A 17,309-nucleotide genomic window follows, 5' to 3' on the forward strand; every position below is an offset into this window, starting at 1 on the left:
CAGGTGAGAGATGACGTGGGTTCGATATGCACTGCCTGCAACGGCGATCGTGTCGGCGGCTTCGCCGGCCTATGCCGTTCAGTATCTGTCGATCGAGGAGGCGCAGAAGCAGGCGTTTCCGTCGGCGACGAATTTCACCGAAGTCCAGGCAGGCCGGGTCTGGAAGGCCGAAGCCGGAGGCAAGGTCGCGGGCTTCTTCGTCTTCGACCGGGTGATCGGCAAGCACCTGTTCATCGACTATGCAGTGGCGCTGACGCCGGGCGGCGCGGTGCATAAGGTCGAGATCCTGCAATATCGGGAGTCCTATGGCGGCGAGATCCGGAGTCCGAGCTGGCTGGCGCAATTCGTCGGCAAGACCGGCGGCAGCGCGTTGAAGATCAACGGCGACATCCGGAATATCTCCGGCGCGACGCTGTCGTCGACGCATGTCACGGAGGGCGTGAAGAGAATTCTGGCCGCCTATGCCAATCGCCTCCGATAGTATTCGCCGCGCCCGGCCGCTGCTCGGCACCTTCGTCGAGATCGAGGTCGCGGCTGCCGCCGGACCCGAAACGGATGCCGCTATTGACGCCGCATTCGATGCCGTCGCGCGGGTTCATCGGCTGATGAGCTTTCACGAGCACGACAGCGACGTCAGCCGCCTCAACCGGGAAGCCGGCGTCCGGCCGACGCGCGTTGATGCCTGGACGTTCGAGGTCCTGGAGGCGGCGCTCGAGATGCATCGCCGCTCCAAGGGTGCCTTCGATGTCACCGTTGCGCCGGTGTTGCAAGCCATGGGCCTGCTGCCCGGACCGGGCGGCGATCGCATCATCAGACCGGAACAGAGCCTCGACAATGCGATCCAGCTGCTGCCCGAACAAGCGGTGCGCCTTCGATCACCGGGCATCACGATCGATCTCGGAGGCATCGCCAAGGGCTTTGCCGTCGACCGCGCAGTCGAGGTGTTGCGCAGCTTCGATATTCCGGGCGGGGTGGTGAATGCCGGCGGCGATCTTCGGATGTTCGGACAGGAACCGCACACGGTTCATCTGCGCGACCCCCGCGACCCGCTCCGCTTGCTCGCTGGTGTCGAGCTGACTGATCAGGCGCTGGCATCGACCGCACTTCGTTTTGACTTGGTCGACGGAGCGCCTGCGGGCGCTTCGGCAATCATCGATCCCGCCACGGGCAATCCGACCAACGTCGCTATCGGCGCCACGGTCTGCGCGCCCTCATGCATGATCGCCGATGCGCTGACGAAGGCTGTCATGATCTCGGGGACCGATGCCGGCGACCTGCTTGAGCATTACAAGGCAAGTGCCTTGCTGATCTCGACCGACGGAGACGTTCAGATCACTTCCGACTGGCCTCAGGCGGTGCATCTTGCGGCTTAAACGTTCATTTCGCTATTCGATGTACGCGACGTTCGGAGCGCTGTTGCTGACCGGCGCCGGCTGGCTGGTGGCAGATTGGCAAAAGAACGTTGCCGGCGACGAGATCTGGCAGCAGGCCGCCGCCAACTTATTGATGGTTCATGGCGGGGTCGCCATGCTGGCGCTGTTGACGCTGGGCGCCCTCATCCCCGTGCATCTGCTGCGCGCGTGGCGGAGCCGCAAGAATCGCATTTCGGGATCGATCATGGCGGCGTTCAATGCGGTCCTGATCGTGACCGCCTTCGGGCTCTATTATCTTGGATCCGAGGAGGTGCGGCCCTGGATGAGTTGGATCCACCTCACAGCGGGATTTGCCCTCTCCCTGATGTTTCCGCTTCACATCTGGCTGGGCCGACGAGAGTTGCGGTGAAGCGCCTCATTGCACCGGCGGGTCGCCGGAGGTTCGCTTCTTGGCGAGGTCCATCTCGGTGACCGCGATCAGGATCTCGGCGCGGGTCTTCAGGTCGGGCGCTTCCAGCATCGCCTGCTTCTCGGCCGGGCCGTAGGGCGACATCATCGCCAGCGCATTGACCAGCGCCTCGTTCGGCGCGGATTCGATGCCTTCCCAGTCGACCTTCAGGTTGTTGGCTTCCAGGAAATCCGCGAGCACTTCGAGCAACGCCTTGCGATCGACGGCATCCTCGCCCTTGCGCGCGGTGAAGTCGCCGGCGAAGGAGAAGAAGTCGACCTTGCACTGCCGGTACGGCGTCTGCACGGTCAGCTCCTCGACCACCTTGAAGCGCGCCACGCCGGTCAGTTCGAGGATGTAGCGGCCGTCGCCGGATTCGGCGAGCTGGGTGATGCGGCCGACGCAGCCGATGCGGAACAGCGCCGGCTTCGCCTCCTTCTGCGAATGCGCCACGTCGGGCTGGATCATGCCGATCAGGCGGTGACCGTCGCGCAGCGCGTCGTCGATCATCGCGAGATAACGCGGCTCGAAGATGTTGAGCGGCATCTGGCCGCGCGGCAGCAGCAGCGCGCCCGGCAGCGGGAACACCGGGATCACCTCGGGGAGCTCGCCGGGCCCGCGATATTCGGCATTGATCGGCATCTGCGGTCCCGGTGCTGTGACGGGCGTGCGTTACGAGAATAGAATCGTCGACAACCGCCTGCGCCCCTCGACGGTTGCCTCATCGGTGCCACCCCACGCCTCGAAGAACTGCACCAGCTGCTTGCGCGCGCCGTCGTCGTTCCACTTGCGGTCACGCTTGACGATGGCGAGCAGCTGCTCGGTCGCCTCCGTGCGCTTGTTCATGGCATTGAGCGCGGTCGCGAGATCGAACCGGGCCTGATGATCGAGCGGGTTTGCGGCGACTTTCTGTTCCAGCTCGGCGATCGGGCCGACCGACTGCGCCTGTTCGGCGAGATCGATCGCCGCCTGCACCGCCTTCACCGCGGCGTCATTGCGCTTGGACTCCGGCACCATCGCGAGCGTCTGCTTGGCCTGCTCGACCGCACCCGACGTGACATAGCACTTGGCGAGGCCGGCCAGCGCCGCGATGTTGGTGGCGTCGTGCGCCAGCACCTCGGCATAGATCTGCGCCGCACCCTCGACGTCGCCCTCAGCAAGCACGGCGTCGGCCTCGGCCAGGATCTCCGCAAGATTGGGCTCGCCGGCGGCGGGCACACCCTTGGTGATCTTCTCGATGAAGGCGTTGATCTGGCTCTCCGGCACCGCGCCCATGAAGCCATCGGCGGGCTGGCCGTTGACGAAGGCGATCACGGCCGGGATCGACTGGATGCCCATCTGGCCGGGAATCTGCGGATGCTCGTCGATGTTCATCTTGACCAGCTTGACCCGGCCCTTGGCGTTGCGAACCGCCTTTTCCAGCATCGGGGTGAGCTGGCGGCAGGGACCGCACCACGGCGCCCAGAAGTCGATCATGACCGGCTGGCGGCGCGATTCCTCGATGACGTCCTTGACGAAGGTCTGGGTCGTCGTCTCCTTGATCAGATCGGGCGCTGCCTCGGGCGTGGGGCCGCCCTGCTCCATTATCGTCACGTTGTCCTCGCCTTGGTCTTCTGAGGTCGGAAAAATACGGGGGCGTTCTAGCACGCTCCAGACGGCGTGTTCAGCCGTTCTGTCAGCCTAGAGCATGATCCCGGAACATGCTCCGTAGATGGCGGTCGGCCGGCAAAATTCAATCGCTCGCCGCCCGGCCTGTTCCATCGGAGATCGGGTGGGTTTGAGGTCCGGAACGGCCGACGATGGCGCTCCTTCATGGCAACAGGGGATCGCCCATGGCAAAGGCCTATTACAGCACCGTGTTCGAGCAGCCGGCCGGCGAGGTCTGGAAAATCATCCGCGATTTCAACAATTACCCGGTCTGGGTCCACGGCGCGGGCACCAGCGAGATCGAGGACGGCAAGTCCGGCGACACCATCGGTGCCGTGCGCAACGTCTTGTACCGGGAACGGCGGATCCGGCAGCGGCTGCTCGCACAATCCGACGTCGAGCGCTTCCAGACCTACGAATTTGCCGGTCCGCCGACCCTGCCGATGACGGACTTCAGCGCGACCCTGCGGGTGACCCCGGTAGTCGACGGCGACCGGGCCTTTATCGAATGGTGGGCGGTGTTCGATTGCGACGCGGACCGCCGCGTCGAACTGGCGCAGACGCTGACCGGCTGGTTCGAGACCTGGCTCGAATCGCTCCGGGATGAGATGGCCCTGAGGCTGGTTCCGGCCGAAACATAAAAAGAAATCGTCGCGATGACCGGTTTCGGCCGATTCGGGGTCAATTTTTAAGGAAACCGTGCGATTTCGTGAAGTTCGGACCGCGCTCTTGTGTTGCATTCACAGACAGCATTTGGCATAGGTCTGCCGTTGCCGGCGAGCGATCGCCGCCATTTCGGATGCGGGTGTAGCTCAGTGGTAGAGCACGACCTTGCCAAGGTCGGGGTCGAGGGTTCGAGCCCCTTCGCCCGCTCCAAAATATCTCGCTGACCGAGCTGACAGTCTGATGAAGGCCCGCCCATTGGTGCGGGCTTTTTTGCTGTTCGGGCAGTGCCGTGATCTCGCGGTCAAGATGCCGCAGCCCGCAATGGCCGCTTCTTCCCGCTGCCGCGCGTGAGTGCGGCGGCGGATGTCGGGACCTGCGAGGCGATCTGTCCCGCCGCCGCGGTGAAGCTGTATTCCGGCCCCGACATCGACAGCGCCAGAACCGAAGCGGGCGAGACCTACAAGGCGCTCGCAAATGCATTCCGATTCCAGCGCGCGATCGTGCCGCACTGCGCGTGCAGCGCCGGCGCGTCCACCGGACTGTCGCCGATTGCGATCGCGGACAACATGACGCTGCGGAACGGCGGCATCATCGCCGCCGATGACGGCTTCAAGATCGCGGCGATCTTCGGCGGGCAGAAGCGCAGTGTGTTGTTCAGGCCGCTGCCGAAGGCACAGGCACTCGGGCGTTCGCGCCTCTCGTCGCGATAGACGCGATCACGAGCGTTAGCTTCGTTCGAATATCACGCTGCGGTGCAGAATGCCTTGTTATCAGGCAGTCAGCGCAGGAAAATTTCGTCTCAAATTTCGTCTCAACTTGTTTTGACGCAGCGCACACCCGAGCATGCGCTTTTCAGCGTCGATGGATGTGCTACCATTTTGCCGTCTGACCTACCTCACAGACCGCCACCATCATCTCTCACGGCGTTCAAAATCAATAACAGGCAAGCTGCAACGGCTTGCGTAGGGGAGTGACGCGATGAAATCGGCTTTCAATCGATCCATACTTGCGTTCGCGGCGATTGCGCTGCTGGCGGGGACAACCTTCGCCAATGCGCAGCAACAAACCGACAAGAACCGGGCGCTGAAGAAGTACGAATCCGGCACCAAGGAATTCTGGACCCATCCGCCGGATGACTGGTTCCTCGGCGACGAGACCGAAGCGCAGAAGGGCCTTGCCCCGCCGTCCGGTCCGCCGACCGGCGCATCCGACGCCGAACTCGCCACCATGATGAAGAAGATCAAGTTGCCGCCGGGCTTCAAGATCGAGGTCTATGCCTCGAACGTGCTCGCGGCGCGGCAGATGGCCTGGGGCGACAAGGGCACGCTGTTCGTCGGCTCGTTCGGCCTCGGCAACGTCTATGCGATCAAGGACAACAACGGCAAGAAGGAGGTCAAGACCATCCTGAAGGGCCTCAACATGCCGACCGGCCTCACCTTCCAAGACGGCGCGCTCTATGTCATCGCGGTCGACAAGCTGATCAAGTACGACAATGCCGAAGCCAATCTCGACAATCTTGGCAGCGGCAAGGTGGTGTATGACGACATGCCGTCGTATGCGGCGCATGGCTGGAAATACATCGCCGTCGACAAGGACGGCTGGTTCTACATTCCGTTCGGACCTCCCTTCAACATCGGCATCCCGCCGACCTCGGTGTCGCAGATCCGCCGTGTCGATCCCAAGACCGGCAATGCGGAGGTCTGGGCGCTCGGCGTGCGCAACTCGGTCGGCGGCGACGTCGACCCGCGCACCGGCAAGTACTGGTTCACCGAAAACGCCCGCGACTGGATCAGCGACGATCTGCCGAGCGACAAGCTCAACATGATCTCGAAGATCGGCGAGCACTTCGGCTATCCCTATTGCCACCAGGGCAACCTGCCGGACACCAAGTTCGCGATGGGTCACAAGTGTGCGGAGTTCACCCCGCCGGTGTACAATCTCGGTGCGCACGTCGCTCCGCTCGGCATGAAGTTCTATACCGGCAGCCAATTCCCGGCCGAGTACAAGAACAGCATCCTGATCGCCGAGCACGGCTCCTGGAACCGGCACAAGTACCAGGGCGGCCGCATCGTGAAGATCACCGCGAGCCCCGACGGCAAGAATGCCAAGCAGGAGATCTTCGCTTCCGGCTGGATCGAGGGTGACCAGGGCTATCTCGGCCGTCCCGCCGACATCCTGCTCGACAAGGATGGCTCCATCCTCGTCGCCGACGACTGGGCCGGTGCGATCTATCGCATCAGCTACAGCAAGAAGTAACGGTTGAAGGCATGCGGGGCTGCGGTAGCCTTAAGGCGGCCGCAGCCCCGTTTGCTTGGTGCCAAGCTACGGAACAGACTCGTCATGCCCGGACTTGATCCGGGCATCCATCCCAACAAGAACCCTTCTGCAAGCCAGATGGATTGCCGGGAGCCCGGCAATGACACGTGGAGAGAACTGGCAATGCGTATCGCGTCCCTCGGAATCCTGTTCGCGTCGGCAATCGCGATGACATCCTTTGCCCAGGCGGCCGACGTTGCCGCCGGCAAGGCGAAGGCCGAAATCTGCGCCGGGTGTCATGGCGACAACGGCATCTCGCAGACCGAGAACATTCCCTCGCTCGCCGGCCAGCTTGACCAGTTCATTCAGTGGCAGCTGGTGTTCTTCCGTGCCGGCGCGCGCAAGAACGAGCAGATGCAGCCGATCGTCGAGCAGCTCACTAATGATGACATCCGCAATCTCGGCGCCTATTTCGCCTCGCTGGCGCCGTTCAAGGGCGGCAAGGACGACAATCCGGAATTGTCCGAGAAGGGCAAGCAGGCCGCGGCCGGCCGCCGCTGCGCCTCATGCCACACCGATACCTTTGTCGGCACCAAAGCGGTGGCCCGCATCGCGGGCCAGCGCGAGGAATATCTCGTCAAGGCGCTGCACGACTACAAATCGGGCGTACGCTCCGGCGGCGCGCAGGCGGCGATGGCCGATGTCGCCTATCCCTTGAGCGACGAGGAGATCACCGCGCTCGCGCATTATTTGTCGCATTTGTAGCGCAAAAGAGGTCGTCGTCCCGGCGAAAGCAGGGACCCATACGCCCCGGCCTCTCGATTTGAGGCAGATGCGGTTGCCATCTAGTCAACCAATTGAAGCCGGTGGTTATGGGTCCCTGCTCCCGTGCGCAATTGCGCACTAGGCAGGGACGACACCGATTGTGTGTTAACCAACCCGCTGCTTCTCATACGCCTTGAGATGCGTGTAGGCCGTGCGCAGCTTCGGCACCGGGATCTTGGCGGCGTCGGCGCGCACGATCAGGTCGCCGATCACGTGGTCGGCCTCGACCGGCAGCCCCGCCTTGATGTCGCGGAACATCGATGCGGTCATCGGCGAGCCTTCGGTAGTCAAGAGCCCGCGGGTGCGCTGGAAGAACGGCCCACCCGGCGCATGGCCGGCATCGGCCGCAATCGCGCTGCATTCGTCGAGGATGCCGAGCAGGAAATCCTGGCCGCCGGGCGCTGCGAGGATGTTGCCGACCGAGGTCCGCATCAGGCTGGTGGAGGCGGCGAGCGACGCCAGGAACACCCACTTCTCCCACATATCCTGCATCACGTGCTCGCTGGCGGCCGCACCGTTGATCGCGGAGAAGGTCTCGGCGATCGCGCGCACCCGGTCCGACAGGCGGCCGGCGCGTTCGCCGAAGCCGAGCGACTGCATCGGCTGCAGCTGCACCACCTCACGCTTCTCGTTCAGCGTCGCCGCGATCGCGCAGAGGCCGCCGAGCACGTGCTGAGCGCCGAATTTCTTGTCGAGCGCATCGAGATGCAGCATGCCGTTGAGCAGCGGGATGATCGCGGTCTTGTCGCCGACCGCAGGCGCAAAGGACTTGATCGCGTCCTCGAGATCGAACGCCTTGCAGCTCAAGAGCACGACGTCGAATTTGTCCGAGAGCTTGTCGGCTTGCACGGTCGGCGGGTTGCTCAGCGTGACATCGCCATTCGGGCTCTTGATCACGAGCCCGGCGGAGGCGAGCTCGGAGGCACGGCGGGGCCGGACGAGAAAAGTAACGTCGCGGCCGGCCTGAAGCATCCGGCCGCCGAAATAACCGCCGATCGCACCGGCGCCGACCACGAGAACGCGCATGGGAATTTGTCCTTCTTTGTTGTTGCCCGGGAAGCGAGCGAATGGGAAATAGATAAGGATGCTGGTCGACTATTCGCTACCCGCTATTGGCCATTCGCTCATCTCACTTTCCCGACACCAATTCCTCGACTTCGCGCAGCTGCTCCTTGCCGAAGAAGATCTCGTTGCCGACGAAGAAGGTCGGCGAGCCGAACGCGCCGCGCTCGACGGCGGCCTGGGTGTTCGCGATCAGCTTGGCCTTCACGTCGGCGTCCTGCGCGCGGGCGAACAGTTTGGCGGCGTCGAGGCCGGAGGCGGCGATGGCTTTGCCGGCCACTTCCGGATCATCCATCTTCTTCGGCTCGACCCACATATGGTGGAAAGCCGCCTCGATATATCTCTCGAACACGCCTTCGAGCTGGGCGGCGACCGCCGCGCGCATCAGGTTCAGCGTATTGACCGGGAAGAACGGGTTCCAGGTGTAGGGCTTGACGTTGAAGCGCTTGAGGAAGCGCTCGGTCTCGATCTTCATGAACTCGGGCTTGTTCTTGACCCCCGCCAGCGTCTCGGCCGGCGACTTGTTGTTGGTGGCCTTGAAGATGCCGCCGAGCAGGATCGGGACGTATTCAAACTTGACGCCGGTGCGCTGCTCGATCGCCGGGATCGCCTCATGGCTGAGGAAGGCATTGGGGCTGCCGAAATCGAACAGGAATTGCGGATTCTGGCTCACGGCGGTCTCTCCCCTCGACTTATCTCGTTTGGGCTTGTTTGGCATTTCTCTAGCATGGGCCTGCTGCCGCAGGCGCCATCAGGAGAATATGATACTCATCATGTGAGCCGCGGCGCGCGATGTCAAATCAGCCGCTTGATGGTCTGCTTGCGCCATACCAGGGCGTAATAGGCCATCTGCAGCACGAACATGGTTGCGAAGGTGGCGGGATAGGCGATCCAGATGCCGCTGATGCCGATGGCGCGGCTGAGCAGGATCGCGACCGGCACCTCGACCAGCACCATGGCCAGGATCGAGATGAACAGCGGCATCCACACCGTGCCGCCGGCACGCATCGCGCCCGAGAACACCGTCGCCATGCCGAACAGCACCATGCTCCACAGCACGATGTAGAGAAGCTGCTGCGCCAGCGCGAGCACGGCGCCATCGACGATGAAGAAGCCCATCAGCGGCCGCGCAAAGAGATAGCCGAGCACCACCAGTCCGCCGGTGAGCGCGAGATTCATCTCGATCCCGGTCCGGACGATGGCGCCGACCCGATTGGAATCGCCGCGGCCGATCGCCTGCGCGCCGAAGATCGACACTGATATGGCGATCGAGATCGCCGGAAACTGCACATAGCTGATCACCTGGTTGACCGCGCCATAGGCGGCGGTGGCCTCCGAGCCGAACCCGTTGACGAGGCCGAGCAGCACCAGTTCGGCGAGCGAGACCACCACCATGCCGATCGCGGTCGGAATGCCGAGCCGCAGCACGATGCGCAGCAGGGCGCCGTTCGGCCGCATCGTGCGCAGGAACGCGGCATCGAAGGCGAGCGGATGCTTATGCCGCAGCATGTGGATATGCAGCCACAGCAGCGTCACCACGCCCGAGATCGCGGAAGCAACGGCAGCACTGGCGACGCCCAGCATCGGCAGGCCGAGCCAGCCGCGGATCAATGCGGGCGTCACCACAAGGCCGACGACGGTCGAGACCGTCAGCGCCACCAGCGGCGTCACGGTGTCGCCGACGCCGCGCATCATCGCCGCGAGCAGCAGGAATGCGAAGGTCACCGGCATCGTGATCATCATGATCCGCGCATAGGACACCGCAGCGTCGAGGACGTCTGCCGGCGTGGCGAGCGCGATCAACAGCGGGCGGGCGAACAGGCCGCCGAGGATCGCGATCGTAAGCGCCAGCAACAGCGTCACGGTCATGGTCGTGCCGGCGACCGCCTTGACGCGGTCGGGCTCGCCTGCGCCCCAGGCCTGGCCGATCATGACCGAGGCGCCGGCGCTCAGGCCGATCACGAAGGAGATGAAGAAGAACATCACCGGAAAGAACACCGACGCAGCCGCGAGCGCGTCGACGCCGATCATCTGGCCGAGATAGATGCCATTGATGGTGCCGAACAGCGACTGCAGCACGTTGCTCAGCAGCATCGGCGCCAGGAACGACAGGAAACCTTTGCGTAGAGAAGGAGGCTTGGACACGTTCAACTTCCATATGGTACCGAGCTTATGCGGCTTGGTGAGTAGGTCAGGTCAGGCAGCGCACCACTGTCGTCCCTGCGAAAGCAGGGACCCATACGCCGCGGCTCTTGCAAAGGGCACGCGGCTAGTTCGACGCGCTGCAACTACTACGGTGGTTATGGGTCCCTGCTTTCGCAGGGACGACATCCCGTTCGCGGCTGCTCGTTGAAATACGGCATCGCGCGTCAGTCTGCTTGATCGCTATAGGCGAGCCGGATCGCGTGGTCGCGGATATCGGCGGGCCAGTCCGCGATCAGCGTCGCAAAGCGCCGCCGGTCGTGCGCGAACAGGGCGCGGATCGCGTCCTCGTAGTTTGGCCGATTGCCGGCCATCGTTGTCATGAAGCGATAGGCGGCATCCTGCGCGCTGCGCGTGCGGTCCTTGTCACCGCTGGCGCGCCGCGCCTCGTCGATCAATTTGCGGATCGCAACCGATGCGCCGCCCTTCTGCTGCGCGAGCCAGTCCCAATGACGTGGCAGCAGCGTGATCTCGCGCGCGACGACGCCAAGCTTCGGCCGTCCCGGACCGCGCGGCCCGGCCGGCGTTGCCGGCTCCTCGTCGAGCGGAGGCGCGAGCTTCGGCAGCCGCTCCAGCACGTCGTCGACCGAGCCGCGGAAATCGATATCGACCAGCGCCGAGGTGCGGCCGTTGAACACCAGGATCGCGGCATCCTTGCGCCGGTCGAGCAGCTGCTTGGCGGCGCGTGCAACCTCCTTGAGGTCACCGGCCCCGATGCGATGCTCGCCTTCGAAGGCGACATAGGCAGGATTCATGGTAGACCTCTTCGATTGCGCGACGTATTGCCCGGGTGATTTCCAGCAAGCGCGGCGCGTGGATCTCGACTTTCCTGTTCGCGGCTGGCACCAAACGCCGCCCGATTGCGCCGATATTTCAGAGGACGCCCATGCTGACGGTTCATCATCTCAACAATTCCCGCTCGCAGCGCGTGCTGTGGCTGCTCGAGGAATTGGGCGTGCCCTACGAGATCGTGCGCTACCAGCGGCAGCCCGACATGCGGGCGCCGAAGGAGCTGCGCGCGATCCATCCGCTGGGCAAGTCGCCTGTTGTCACCGACAACGGCAACACGATCGCGGAATCCGGCGCGATCCTTGAATACATCATCGCGACCTACGGCAATGGCCGCCTGATCCCGCCGGCCGATACGCCGGAGCGGCTGCGCTACACCTATTGGCTGCACTATGCCGAAGGCTCGGCGATGACGCCGCTGCTCTTGAAGCTGTTGTTCACGCTGATGCCGAAGCGCGCGCCGGCGCTGCTGCGGCCGCTGGTGCGCAAGGTCTCGAACCAGGCGCTGTCCACGCTGGTCAATCCGCAGATCAAGCAGCACATGGCCTATTGGGAAGGCGAGCTCGGCAAGAGCGAGTGGTTCGCCGGCAACGAATTCTCCGGCGCCGACATCCAGATGAGCTTTCCACTGGAGGCTGCCGCCGCGCGCGGCGGGCTCGCTGACGGCCATCCGAAATGTGTCGCCTTCCTCGAGCGCATCCACGCGCGCCCTGCCTATGCGCGGGCGCTCGAGAAGGGCGGGCCGTACGAGGTTGGCCGCTAACTGATCGCTCATCGCGGCAGCTCGACCAGCGGCAGCAGCCGTGAATCCGCCAGCGCCGCGGTGCGGTGTCCGATGCCGGCGAGGTAGGCCTCCGCTACCGCGAAGGCGAGGAACGCGCCGCGGCTCTTCTGCCTGATCAGCATCGCGCGATCCCAGCGCTCGCCCTCGGGACGGATCAGGAACGAGCCGCCTTCACCCATGAACAGGATGTCGCCGCCGCTCTTCCGCAGATGCGGCAGCGTGTGCGCGACGTAGCGGTCGTAGGCTTCCGCACCCGTGACCGGCTGCGGCGGGGCGAGCTCCGGGCTTTGCGAATAGTCGGCGATGTCGCGGAAGCGCAGCAGGTTGAGCATCACCAACTCGCCGGTGATCGCGCGCTGGGCGAACTCGCGCCCGGCGTTCCACGTCGGCTCCAGATGGCAGGTGGCGTCCATGTCAGCTCGTCCCATTCGCGTTCGATGCGATGTTTTATCCGGGTGTAATTGCTTTGTCCATAATACCCGGATATAATTGGTGTGCCGATACGACAGGAGCCGCCATGAAGACCGAGGACCGCAAGCTGGCCATTGCCGACTACAAGAAGCGCGCGGCTTTGGCCGGCGTGTTCGCGATCCGCTGCCGCGCGACCGGGGAGGTCTGGGTCGGGCAGGCGCTCGATCTGGAGAAAATTCAGAACCGCATCTGGTTCACGCTGGGGATGGGCAGCCACCGCAATGCCGAGCTGCAGCGCGCCTGGTCGGCCCATGGCGCGGACAATCTCTCGCTCGAAACGCTGGAGCGCATCGAGGACGAAGAACTCGCCTATGTCCGCGACACGTTGCTCAAGGAGCGCGTGCAGCACTGGCGCACGGAGCTGAACGCGTCGGCGGTCTAGCTTAACGCGAGGTCTGCGCGCTGCTCGCCGACGGCAACGGCTGCACGGTGACGCCGGGCGGCGGCACGTCGTCGTCGGGCACGAAGAAATCCGACATCAACGGCACCGAGGGATCGACGCGATAGCGCTCGAAGTCGCGCACACCGTTGGCATAGAGCACCTTGTCGTCGATGCAGAAATTGCCTGTGAACTCGCGCGATGGCCGCGTGACGATCGCGTAGGCCGCATCGCCCATGATCTCGGGCGTGCGGCTGGCGCGCATCATGGCATCGCCGCCGAGCAGATTGCCGACCGCGGCGGTTGCGATCGTGGTGCGCGGCCACAATGCGTTGACCGCAATGCCGGCGGCTTTTTGCTCGCCGGCCAGCCCGAGCACGCACATGCTCATGCCGAACTTCGCCATCGTGTAGGCGGTCGAGTGCTCGAACCACTTCGTCTTCATGTCGAGCGGTGGCGACAGCATCAGGATGTGCGGATTCTCCGCCTTCTTCAGATGCGGAATGCAGTATTTCGACACCATGAAGGTGCCGCGGGTGTTGATCCCCATCATCAGATCGTAGCGCTTCATATCGGTTGCCTGCGAATTGGTCAGGCTGATCGCGCTGGCATTGTTGACGCAGACGTCGATGCCGCCGAATTCGGCGACGGTGGCTTCGATCGCCGCCATCACCTGCGCCTCGTCCCTGATGTCGCAGAGCACCGGCAGCGCCTTGCCGCCGGCGGCGCGGACCTCGTCGGCGGCGGTGTAGATCGTGCCCTTCAGCTTCGGATGCGGCTCGGCGGTCTTCGCCGCGATCGCGACATTGGCGCCGTCACGCGCGGCGCGCAGCGCGATCGCAAGCCCGATGCCGCGGCTCGCACCCGAGATGAACAGCGTCTTGCCTTTGAGCGATGTCATGGCGAGGACCTCCAGTTAGGGACGCACACTATCAGGGCTCCCTCCCCCCTTGCAGGGGAGGATTGGGGAGAGGGGTAAGCCACAAGCACCGTCTTCGCGGCCACCCCTCTCCCTGGCCCTCCCCCGCAAGGGGGGAGGGAACGACGGAGCAAGCGTCGCGGCCATTGCGCACCTGTTACAGCGCTACCCACCCGCATGCAGCACGCGCCCGCGCGTTTCCGGCAGCGCGTAGGCGGCGATGAAGAACACCGCATAGGCCGCCACCGCGAAGATCGCGATCGCGTTGGCGAGCGTGGTCGTGGTCGAGAGCGCGCCGACCAGGAACGGAAACAGCGCGCCGACGCCGCGGCCGAAATTGTAGCAGAAGCCCTGGCCGGAGCCGCGCAGCCGGGTCGGATAGAGCTCGGTCAGGAACGCGCCCATGCCGGAGAAATAGCCTGAGGCAAAGAAGCCGAGCGGGAAGCCCAGCACCCACAGCACCTCGTTGGACAGCGGCAATTGGGTATAGAGCAGCACGATCGCGATGGCGCCGAGCGAGAAGATCAGGAACAAATTGCGCCGGCCGATCCGGTCGGCGAGCCAGGCGCCGACCAGATAGCCGATAAAGGAGCCGATGATCAGCGTCGCGAGATAGCCGGTCGAGCCGACCACCGAGAGCTTGCGCTCGGTGGTGAGGAAGCGCGGCACCCAGAAGGTGATGGCGTAATAGCCGCCCTGCATGCCGGTGCCGACCAGCGAGGCCAGCAGCGTGGTCTTCAGGATCGGTCCCTGGAAGATCTCCCACAGCGCGGCGGGCCCGCTGCCGGATGCCTGCTGCTGCGCCATCGTCGCGGCGGAGATCTCCGGCTCGGTGACATAGCGGCGCAGATAGAACACCAGCAGCGCCGGCAGCGCGCCGATCACGAACATCCAGCGCCAGGCGTTTTCCGGAGGCAGGATCGAGAACAGGATCGCCTGCGCCAGCACCGCAAGGCCCCAGCCGATCGCCCAGCCCGACTGCACCGAGCCGACCGCGCGTCCGCGATATTGCGGCCGGATCGCTTCGCCGATCAGCACCGCGCCGGCTGCCCATTCGCCGCCAAAGCCGAGACCGAGCAGCGCGCGGGCGATCAGGAGCTGGTCGAAATTCTGCACCACGGCGCAGACCAGCGAGAAGAACGAGAACCAGATGATGGTGAGCTGCAGCGTCTTGACCCGCCCGATCCGGTCGGAGAGATAGCCGCCGAGCCAGCCGCCGACGGCGGAGGCCAGCAGCGTCACGGTGCCGGCGAGCCCGGCGGTGCCGGCATCGACCTTCCACAGCGTGATGATGGTGCCGATCACCAGCGGATAGATCATGAAATCCATGCCGTCGAGCGTCCAGCCCGAGGCGCAGGCCCAGAACGTGCGCCGCTCCGGCAGGTTCATGTCGCGATAGAAGGCGAGGAGACTGGTGTCCTCGATCTCTGCGACTTCGATCGTTTTGGATTCGGCCGTGCTCATGCGCGTTCCCCGGAGAAATCATTCACCGGCTGTTTGCGATCCGCGGCCGGAGTTGCGCGGACCGCCAATCTATCGCGATGTTGCAGGCCGGGCAAAGCCGCGTTTGCCCTCTAGGTCTTTAGTTTGAGCATGATCTTTTCGGAGAACCGCTTCGCACTTTGCGCTAGCGCGGCCGTACCGGTCCGGATCAAGCTCTAGTATCCAGCCGCCTCCGAGCCGCGCGTCCGCGGATCGGGCGCGCCGAGCAGACCGCTGGTCGTGACGACGATCGAGTTCGCGGAGGAGTAGCCGAGCGGCTCGACCGGTTTGTGGCCCTTGGCGCGCAGCTCGGCGAGCACCTCGTCGGGAAAGCCGCGCTCGATCCGGACCTCGTCGGGCAGCCATTGATGATGCATGCGGGGCGCGGCGACCGCGGCCGCGATGTCCATCTTGTAGTCGATGACGTCGACGATGATCTGCGTCACCGCGGAGATGATGCGGCTGCCGCCGGGCGACCCCGTCATCAGCACGGGCTTGCCGTCCTTGAGCACGATGGTCGGCGCCATCGACGACAGCGGGCGCTTGCCGGGGCCCGGCAGATTGGCCTCGAAACCGACCAGGCCGAACGCATTGGAGGCACCGGGCGCCGCGGTGAAATCGTCGAGCTCGTTGTTGAGCAGCACGCCGGTGCCGTCGGCGACCAGGCCGACGCCGTAGGGGAAGTTCAGCGTGTAGGTGTTGCTGACGGCGTTGCCGCTGGCATCGACCACCGAATAGTGCGTGGTGTTGTCGCCCTCATGCGGTTGCTTGGCGTTGCGCACATCGGTCCAGGGCGTGGCGCGGGCAAGGTCGATGGTCGCGCGCTGCCTGGCGGCATAATCCTTGTCGATCAGCAGCTGCGTCGGCGCGTCGACGAAGGCGGGGTCGCCGAGATAGCGAGCGCGATCGGCATAGGCCCGCTTCATCGCCTCGATCATGACATGCAGCGAAGCGGCCGAGCCCTGCTTCATGTCCGACATCGGAAAGCCTTCGAGGATGTTGAGGATCTCCAGCAGCACGACACCGCCGGAGGACGGCTGCGGCATCGAGACGATGTCGTAGCCGCGATAGGTGCCGCGGATCGGCGTACGGATCACCGGCTGGTAGGCTTTCAGATCCTCGAGCGTAAAGATGCCGCCGGCATTCCTGATCGCGCTGACAAGCTTCTCGGCGACCGCTCCCTCGTAGAAGCCGCGCGGCCCCTGCTCGGCGATCGCCGTCAGTACGCCAGCGAGATCGCCCTGGATCAGGCGGTCGCCCTCATGCAACGGCGTGCCGTCGGCATGCGAGAACGTCTTGGCCGAGTTCGGCCAGCGCGACATGCGGCGATACATGTCCGACAGCGTGTCCGACGTATCGTCGGTGACGATGAAGCCGTCGCGGGCGAGATCGATCGCGGGCTTGACGATCTGCGCCAGCGTGAACTTGCCGGAGCCGTATTTCTCCAGCGCCAGCGCGAGGCCCGCGACCGTGCCGGGCACGCCGATCGCGAGCGCGGAGTTGCGCGACCTGTCCGGGTCCGGCTTGCCGACGGCGTTCAGGAACATGTCGCGTGACGCGGCCTGCGGCGCGGTTTCGCGATAATCGATTGCGACATCTTCGTTGCGGCCGGCGAGATGGATGACCATGAAACCGCCGCCGCCGATATTGCCGGCGCGCGGATAGGTTACCGCCATCGCAAAGCCGGTGGCGACCGCGGCGTCGACGGCGTTGCCGCCTTGCCGCAGGATATCGGTACCGACGCGGGCCGCCAGCTTCTCCTGCGCCACCACCATGCCGTTTTCGGCGCGAATGCTTTGAATCGTATTGGTGGCTGAGGGCTCGTAAGCGCGCCGCTGCACCTGACCGAGGGCGGGTGTCGCGATGCCGATCACCAGGAGAGCGGCAAACAGCCGTCGCGACATCGTTGCTGTCAGCGCCATCGAAATGTCCTGCCCTGTTCATCGCCGTATCAGCAAACCGGCCCATGCTATATGGGAACGGATTGAAGCGGCAAAAGCCTGCCT

18 protein-coding genes, 1 tRNA gene and 1 pseudogene are annotated in these 17,309 nt (G+C 64.5%); 10 read left to right on the forward strand and 10 right to left on the reverse strand.

The genetic code is table 11. The annotated features are described in order from the left end of the window. The first annotated feature begins 10 nt into the window (after positions 1-10). Genes ACVIGB_RS31830 through ACVIGB_RS31840 form a run of 3 tightly spaced genes read left to right on the forward strand, consistent with a single transcriptional unit; the run spans position 11 to position 1,782 of the window. Positions 11-481: an FMN-binding protein gene (locus ACVIGB_RS31830; RefSeq protein WP_456719703.1), complete on the forward strand. Its 471-nt coding sequence runs from the start codon at positions 11-13 to the stop codon at positions 479-481. Next, complete coding sequence (locus ACVIGB_RS31835) at positions 462-1,373, forward strand: FAD:protein FMN transferase (RefSeq protein WP_456719702.1); 912 nt, start codon at positions 462-464, stop codon at positions 1,371-1,373. The genes ACVIGB_RS31830 and ACVIGB_RS31835 overlap by 20 nt, the downstream gene beginning before the upstream one ends. A 19-nt stretch (positions 1,374-1,392) precedes the next feature. Further along, the gene (locus tag ACVIGB_RS31840) at positions 1,393-1,782 is read left to right on the forward strand and encodes a hypothetical protein (RefSeq protein WP_092121143.1); all 390 of its coding nucleotides are present in this window, start codon (positions 1,393-1,395) and stop codon (positions 1,780-1,782) included. Between the two features lie 6 nt (positions 1,783-1,788). Here the strand turns inward: ACVIGB_RS31840 and ACVIGB_RS31845 are convergent, their stop codons facing one another. Together ACVIGB_RS31845 and trxA are read right to left on the reverse strand one after the other, a co-directional pair. After that, entirely contained in the window at positions 1,789-2,463 is a 675-nt protein-coding gene (locus tag ACVIGB_RS31845) for an LON peptidase substrate-binding domain-containing protein (protein WP_229166118.1), read from the reverse strand. A 30-nt stretch (positions 2,464-2,493) separates the two neighbouring features. Beyond that, complete coding sequence (gene trxA / locus ACVIGB_RS31850; RefSeq protein ID WP_171947937.1) at positions 2,494-3,414, reverse strand: thioredoxin; 921 nt, start codon at positions 3,412-3,414, stop codon at positions 2,494-2,496. Between the two features lie 239 nt (positions 3,415-3,653). Here trxA and ACVIGB_RS31855 point away from each other — a divergent pair, with 239 nt between their 5' ends. From ACVIGB_RS31855 to ACVIGB_RS31875, 5 genes and pseudogenes are all read left to right on the forward strand, one after another. After that, positions 3,654-4,109 carry an SRPBCC family protein gene (locus tag ACVIGB_RS31855; protein WP_375777879.1) on the forward strand — a complete coding sequence of 152 codons (456 nt, stop codon included), beginning with the start codon at positions 3,654-3,656 and terminating at the stop codon, positions 4,107-4,109. Between the two features lie 160 nt (positions 4,110-4,269). Next, positions 4,270-4,344: transfer RNA gene (locus tag ACVIGB_RS31860), tRNA-Gly, on the forward strand. A 122-nt stretch (positions 4,345-4,466) separates the two neighbouring features. After that, positions 4,467-4,844: pseudogene (locus ACVIGB_RS31865) on the forward strand (DUF2865 domain-containing protein); the annotation flags it as partial. Between the two features lie 268 nt (positions 4,845-5,112). Continuing rightward, the gene (locus ACVIGB_RS31870) at positions 5,113-6,390 is read left to right on the forward strand and encodes a PQQ-dependent sugar dehydrogenase (RefSeq protein WP_456719701.1); all 1,278 of its coding nucleotides are present in this window, start codon (positions 5,113-5,115) and stop codon (positions 6,388-6,390) included. Between the two features lie 183 nt (positions 6,391-6,573). Then, a complete protein-coding gene (locus tag ACVIGB_RS31875; protein ID WP_456719700.1) occupies positions 6,574-7,155 on the forward strand; it encodes a c-type cytochrome in 582 nt (193 codons plus the stop codon). Between the two features lie 165 nt (positions 7,156-7,320). On the opposite strand, the gene panE is transcribed toward ACVIGB_RS31875, so the two are convergent. The 4 genes from panE to ACVIGB_RS31895 all read right to left on the reverse strand — a co-directional run bounded on the left by panE (position 7,321) and on the right by ACVIGB_RS31895 (position 11,234). Continuing rightward, positions 7,321-8,241, reverse strand: coding sequence for a 2-dehydropantoate 2-reductase (panE, locus tag ACVIGB_RS31880; protein ID WP_456719699.1), 921 nt, complete (start codon positions 8,239-8,241; stop codon positions 7,321-7,323). Between the two features lie 103 nt (positions 8,242-8,344). Further along, a complete protein-coding gene (locus ACVIGB_RS31885) occupies positions 8,345-8,950 on the reverse strand; it encodes a DsbA family protein (RefSeq protein WP_456749251.1) in 606 nt (201 codons plus the stop codon). Between the two features lie 122 nt (positions 8,951-9,072). Continuing rightward, complete coding sequence (locus tag ACVIGB_RS31890; protein WP_456719697.1) at positions 9,073-10,428, reverse strand: MATE family efflux transporter; 1,356 nt, start codon at positions 10,426-10,428, stop codon at positions 9,073-9,075. Between the two features lie 218 nt (positions 10,429-10,646). Further along, positions 10,647-11,234, reverse strand: coding sequence for a DUF2239 family protein (locus ACVIGB_RS31895; protein WP_456719696.1), 588 nt, complete (start codon positions 11,232-11,234; stop codon positions 10,647-10,649). Between the two features lie 131 nt (positions 11,235-11,365). Here ACVIGB_RS31895 and ACVIGB_RS31900 point away from each other — a divergent pair, with 131 nt between their 5' ends. Beyond that, the gene (locus ACVIGB_RS31900) at positions 11,366-12,031 is read left to right on the forward strand and encodes a glutathione S-transferase family protein (RefSeq protein WP_456719695.1); all 666 of its coding nucleotides are present in this window, start codon (positions 11,366-11,368) and stop codon (positions 12,029-12,031) included. 8 nt (positions 12,032-12,039) lie between these two features. Here the strand turns inward: ACVIGB_RS31900 and ACVIGB_RS31905 are convergent, their stop codons facing one another. Continuing rightward, positions 12,040-12,465 carry a DUF1330 domain-containing protein gene (locus tag ACVIGB_RS31905; protein ID WP_456719694.1) on the reverse strand — a complete coding sequence of 142 codons (426 nt, stop codon included), beginning with the start codon at positions 12,463-12,465 and terminating at the stop codon, positions 12,040-12,042. Positions 12,466-12,569: 104 nt separating this feature from the next. Here ACVIGB_RS31905 and ACVIGB_RS31910 point away from each other — a divergent pair, with 104 nt between their 5' ends. Continuing rightward, on the forward strand, positions 12,570-12,905 hold the full coding sequence (locus tag ACVIGB_RS31910) for a GIY-YIG nuclease family protein (RefSeq protein ID WP_456719693.1): 336 nt from the start codon (positions 12,570-12,572) through the stop codon (positions 12,903-12,905). Position 12,906: 1 nt separating this feature from the next. On the opposite strand, the gene ACVIGB_RS31915 is transcribed toward ACVIGB_RS31910, so the two are convergent. The 3 genes from ACVIGB_RS31915 to ggt form a co-directional block, all read right to left on the reverse strand. Next, entirely contained in the window at positions 12,907-13,803 is an 897-nt protein-coding gene (locus ACVIGB_RS31915; protein WP_456719692.1) for an SDR family oxidoreductase, read from the reverse strand. 183 nt (positions 13,804-13,986) lie between these two features. Beyond that, positions 13,987-15,285: an MFS transporter gene (locus ACVIGB_RS31920; protein ID WP_092121178.1), complete on the reverse strand. Its 1,299-nt coding sequence runs from the start codon at positions 15,283-15,285 to the stop codon at positions 13,987-13,989. A gap of 194 nt (positions 15,286-15,479) precedes the next feature. Beyond that, positions 15,480-17,225 (reverse strand): gamma-glutamyltransferase, encoded by a 1,746-nt coding sequence (ggt, locus tag ACVIGB_RS31925; protein ID WP_456719691.1) that lies wholly within the window; start codon positions 17,223-17,225, stop codon positions 15,480-15,482. Positions 17,226-17,309: the final 84 nt, after the last annotated feature.

The organism is Bradyrhizobium sp. USDA 4341 (assembly GCF_054063755.1).

Coding starts and splice junctions, on each gene's coding strand:
- ACVIGB_RS31830 (WP_456719703.1), top strand. CDS start 11: ATGACGTGGGTTCGATATGCACTGCCTGCAACGGCGATCGTGTCGGCG.
- ACVIGB_RS31835 (WP_456719702.1), top strand. CDS start 462: ATGCCAATCGCCTCCGATAGTATTCGCCGCGCCCGGCCGCTGCTCGGC.
- ACVIGB_RS31840 (WP_092121143.1), top strand. CDS start 1,393: ATGTACGCGACGTTCGGAGCGCTGTTGCTGACCGGCGCCGGCTGGCTG.
- ACVIGB_RS31845 (WP_229166118.1), bottom strand. CDS start 2,463: ATGCCGATCAATGCCGAATATCGCGGGCCCGGCGAGCTCCCCGAGGTG.
- ACVIGB_RS31855 (WP_375777879.1), top strand. CDS start 3,654: ATGGCAAAGGCCTATTACAGCACCGTGTTCGAGCAGCCGGCCGGCGAG.
- ACVIGB_RS31870 (WP_456719701.1), top strand. CDS start 5,113: ATGAAATCGGCTTTCAATCGATCCATACTTGCGTTCGCGGCGATTGCG.
- ACVIGB_RS31875 (WP_456719700.1), top strand. CDS start 6,574: ATGCGTATCGCGTCCCTCGGAATCCTGTTCGCGTCGGCAATCGCGATG.
- panE (WP_456719699.1), bottom strand. CDS start 8,241: ATGCGCGTTCTCGTGGTCGGCGCCGGTGCGATCGGCGGTTATTTCGGC.
- ACVIGB_RS31895 (WP_456719696.1), bottom strand. CDS start 11,234: ATGAATCCTGCCTATGTCGCCTTCGAAGGCGAGCATCGCATCGGGGCC.
- ACVIGB_RS31900 (WP_456719695.1), top strand. CDS start 11,366: ATGCTGACGGTTCATCATCTCAACAATTCCCGCTCGCAGCGCGTGCTG.
- ACVIGB_RS31905 (WP_456719694.1), bottom strand. CDS start 12,465: ATGGACGCCACCTGCCATCTGGAGCCGACGTGGAACGCCGGGCGCGAG.
- ACVIGB_RS31910 (WP_456719693.1), top strand. CDS start 12,570: ATGAAGACCGAGGACCGCAAGCTGGCCATTGCCGACTACAAGAAGCGC.
- ACVIGB_RS31915 (WP_456719692.1), bottom strand. CDS start 13,803: ATGACATCGCTCAAAGGCAAGACGCTGTTCATCTCGGGTGCGAGCCGC.
- ACVIGB_RS31920 (WP_092121178.1), bottom strand. CDS start 15,285: ATGAGCACGGCCGAATCCAAAACGATCGAAGTCGCAGAGATCGAGGAC.
- ggt (WP_456719691.1), bottom strand. CDS start 17,225: ATGGCGCTGACAGCAACGATGTCGCGACGGCTGTTTGCCGCTCTCCTG.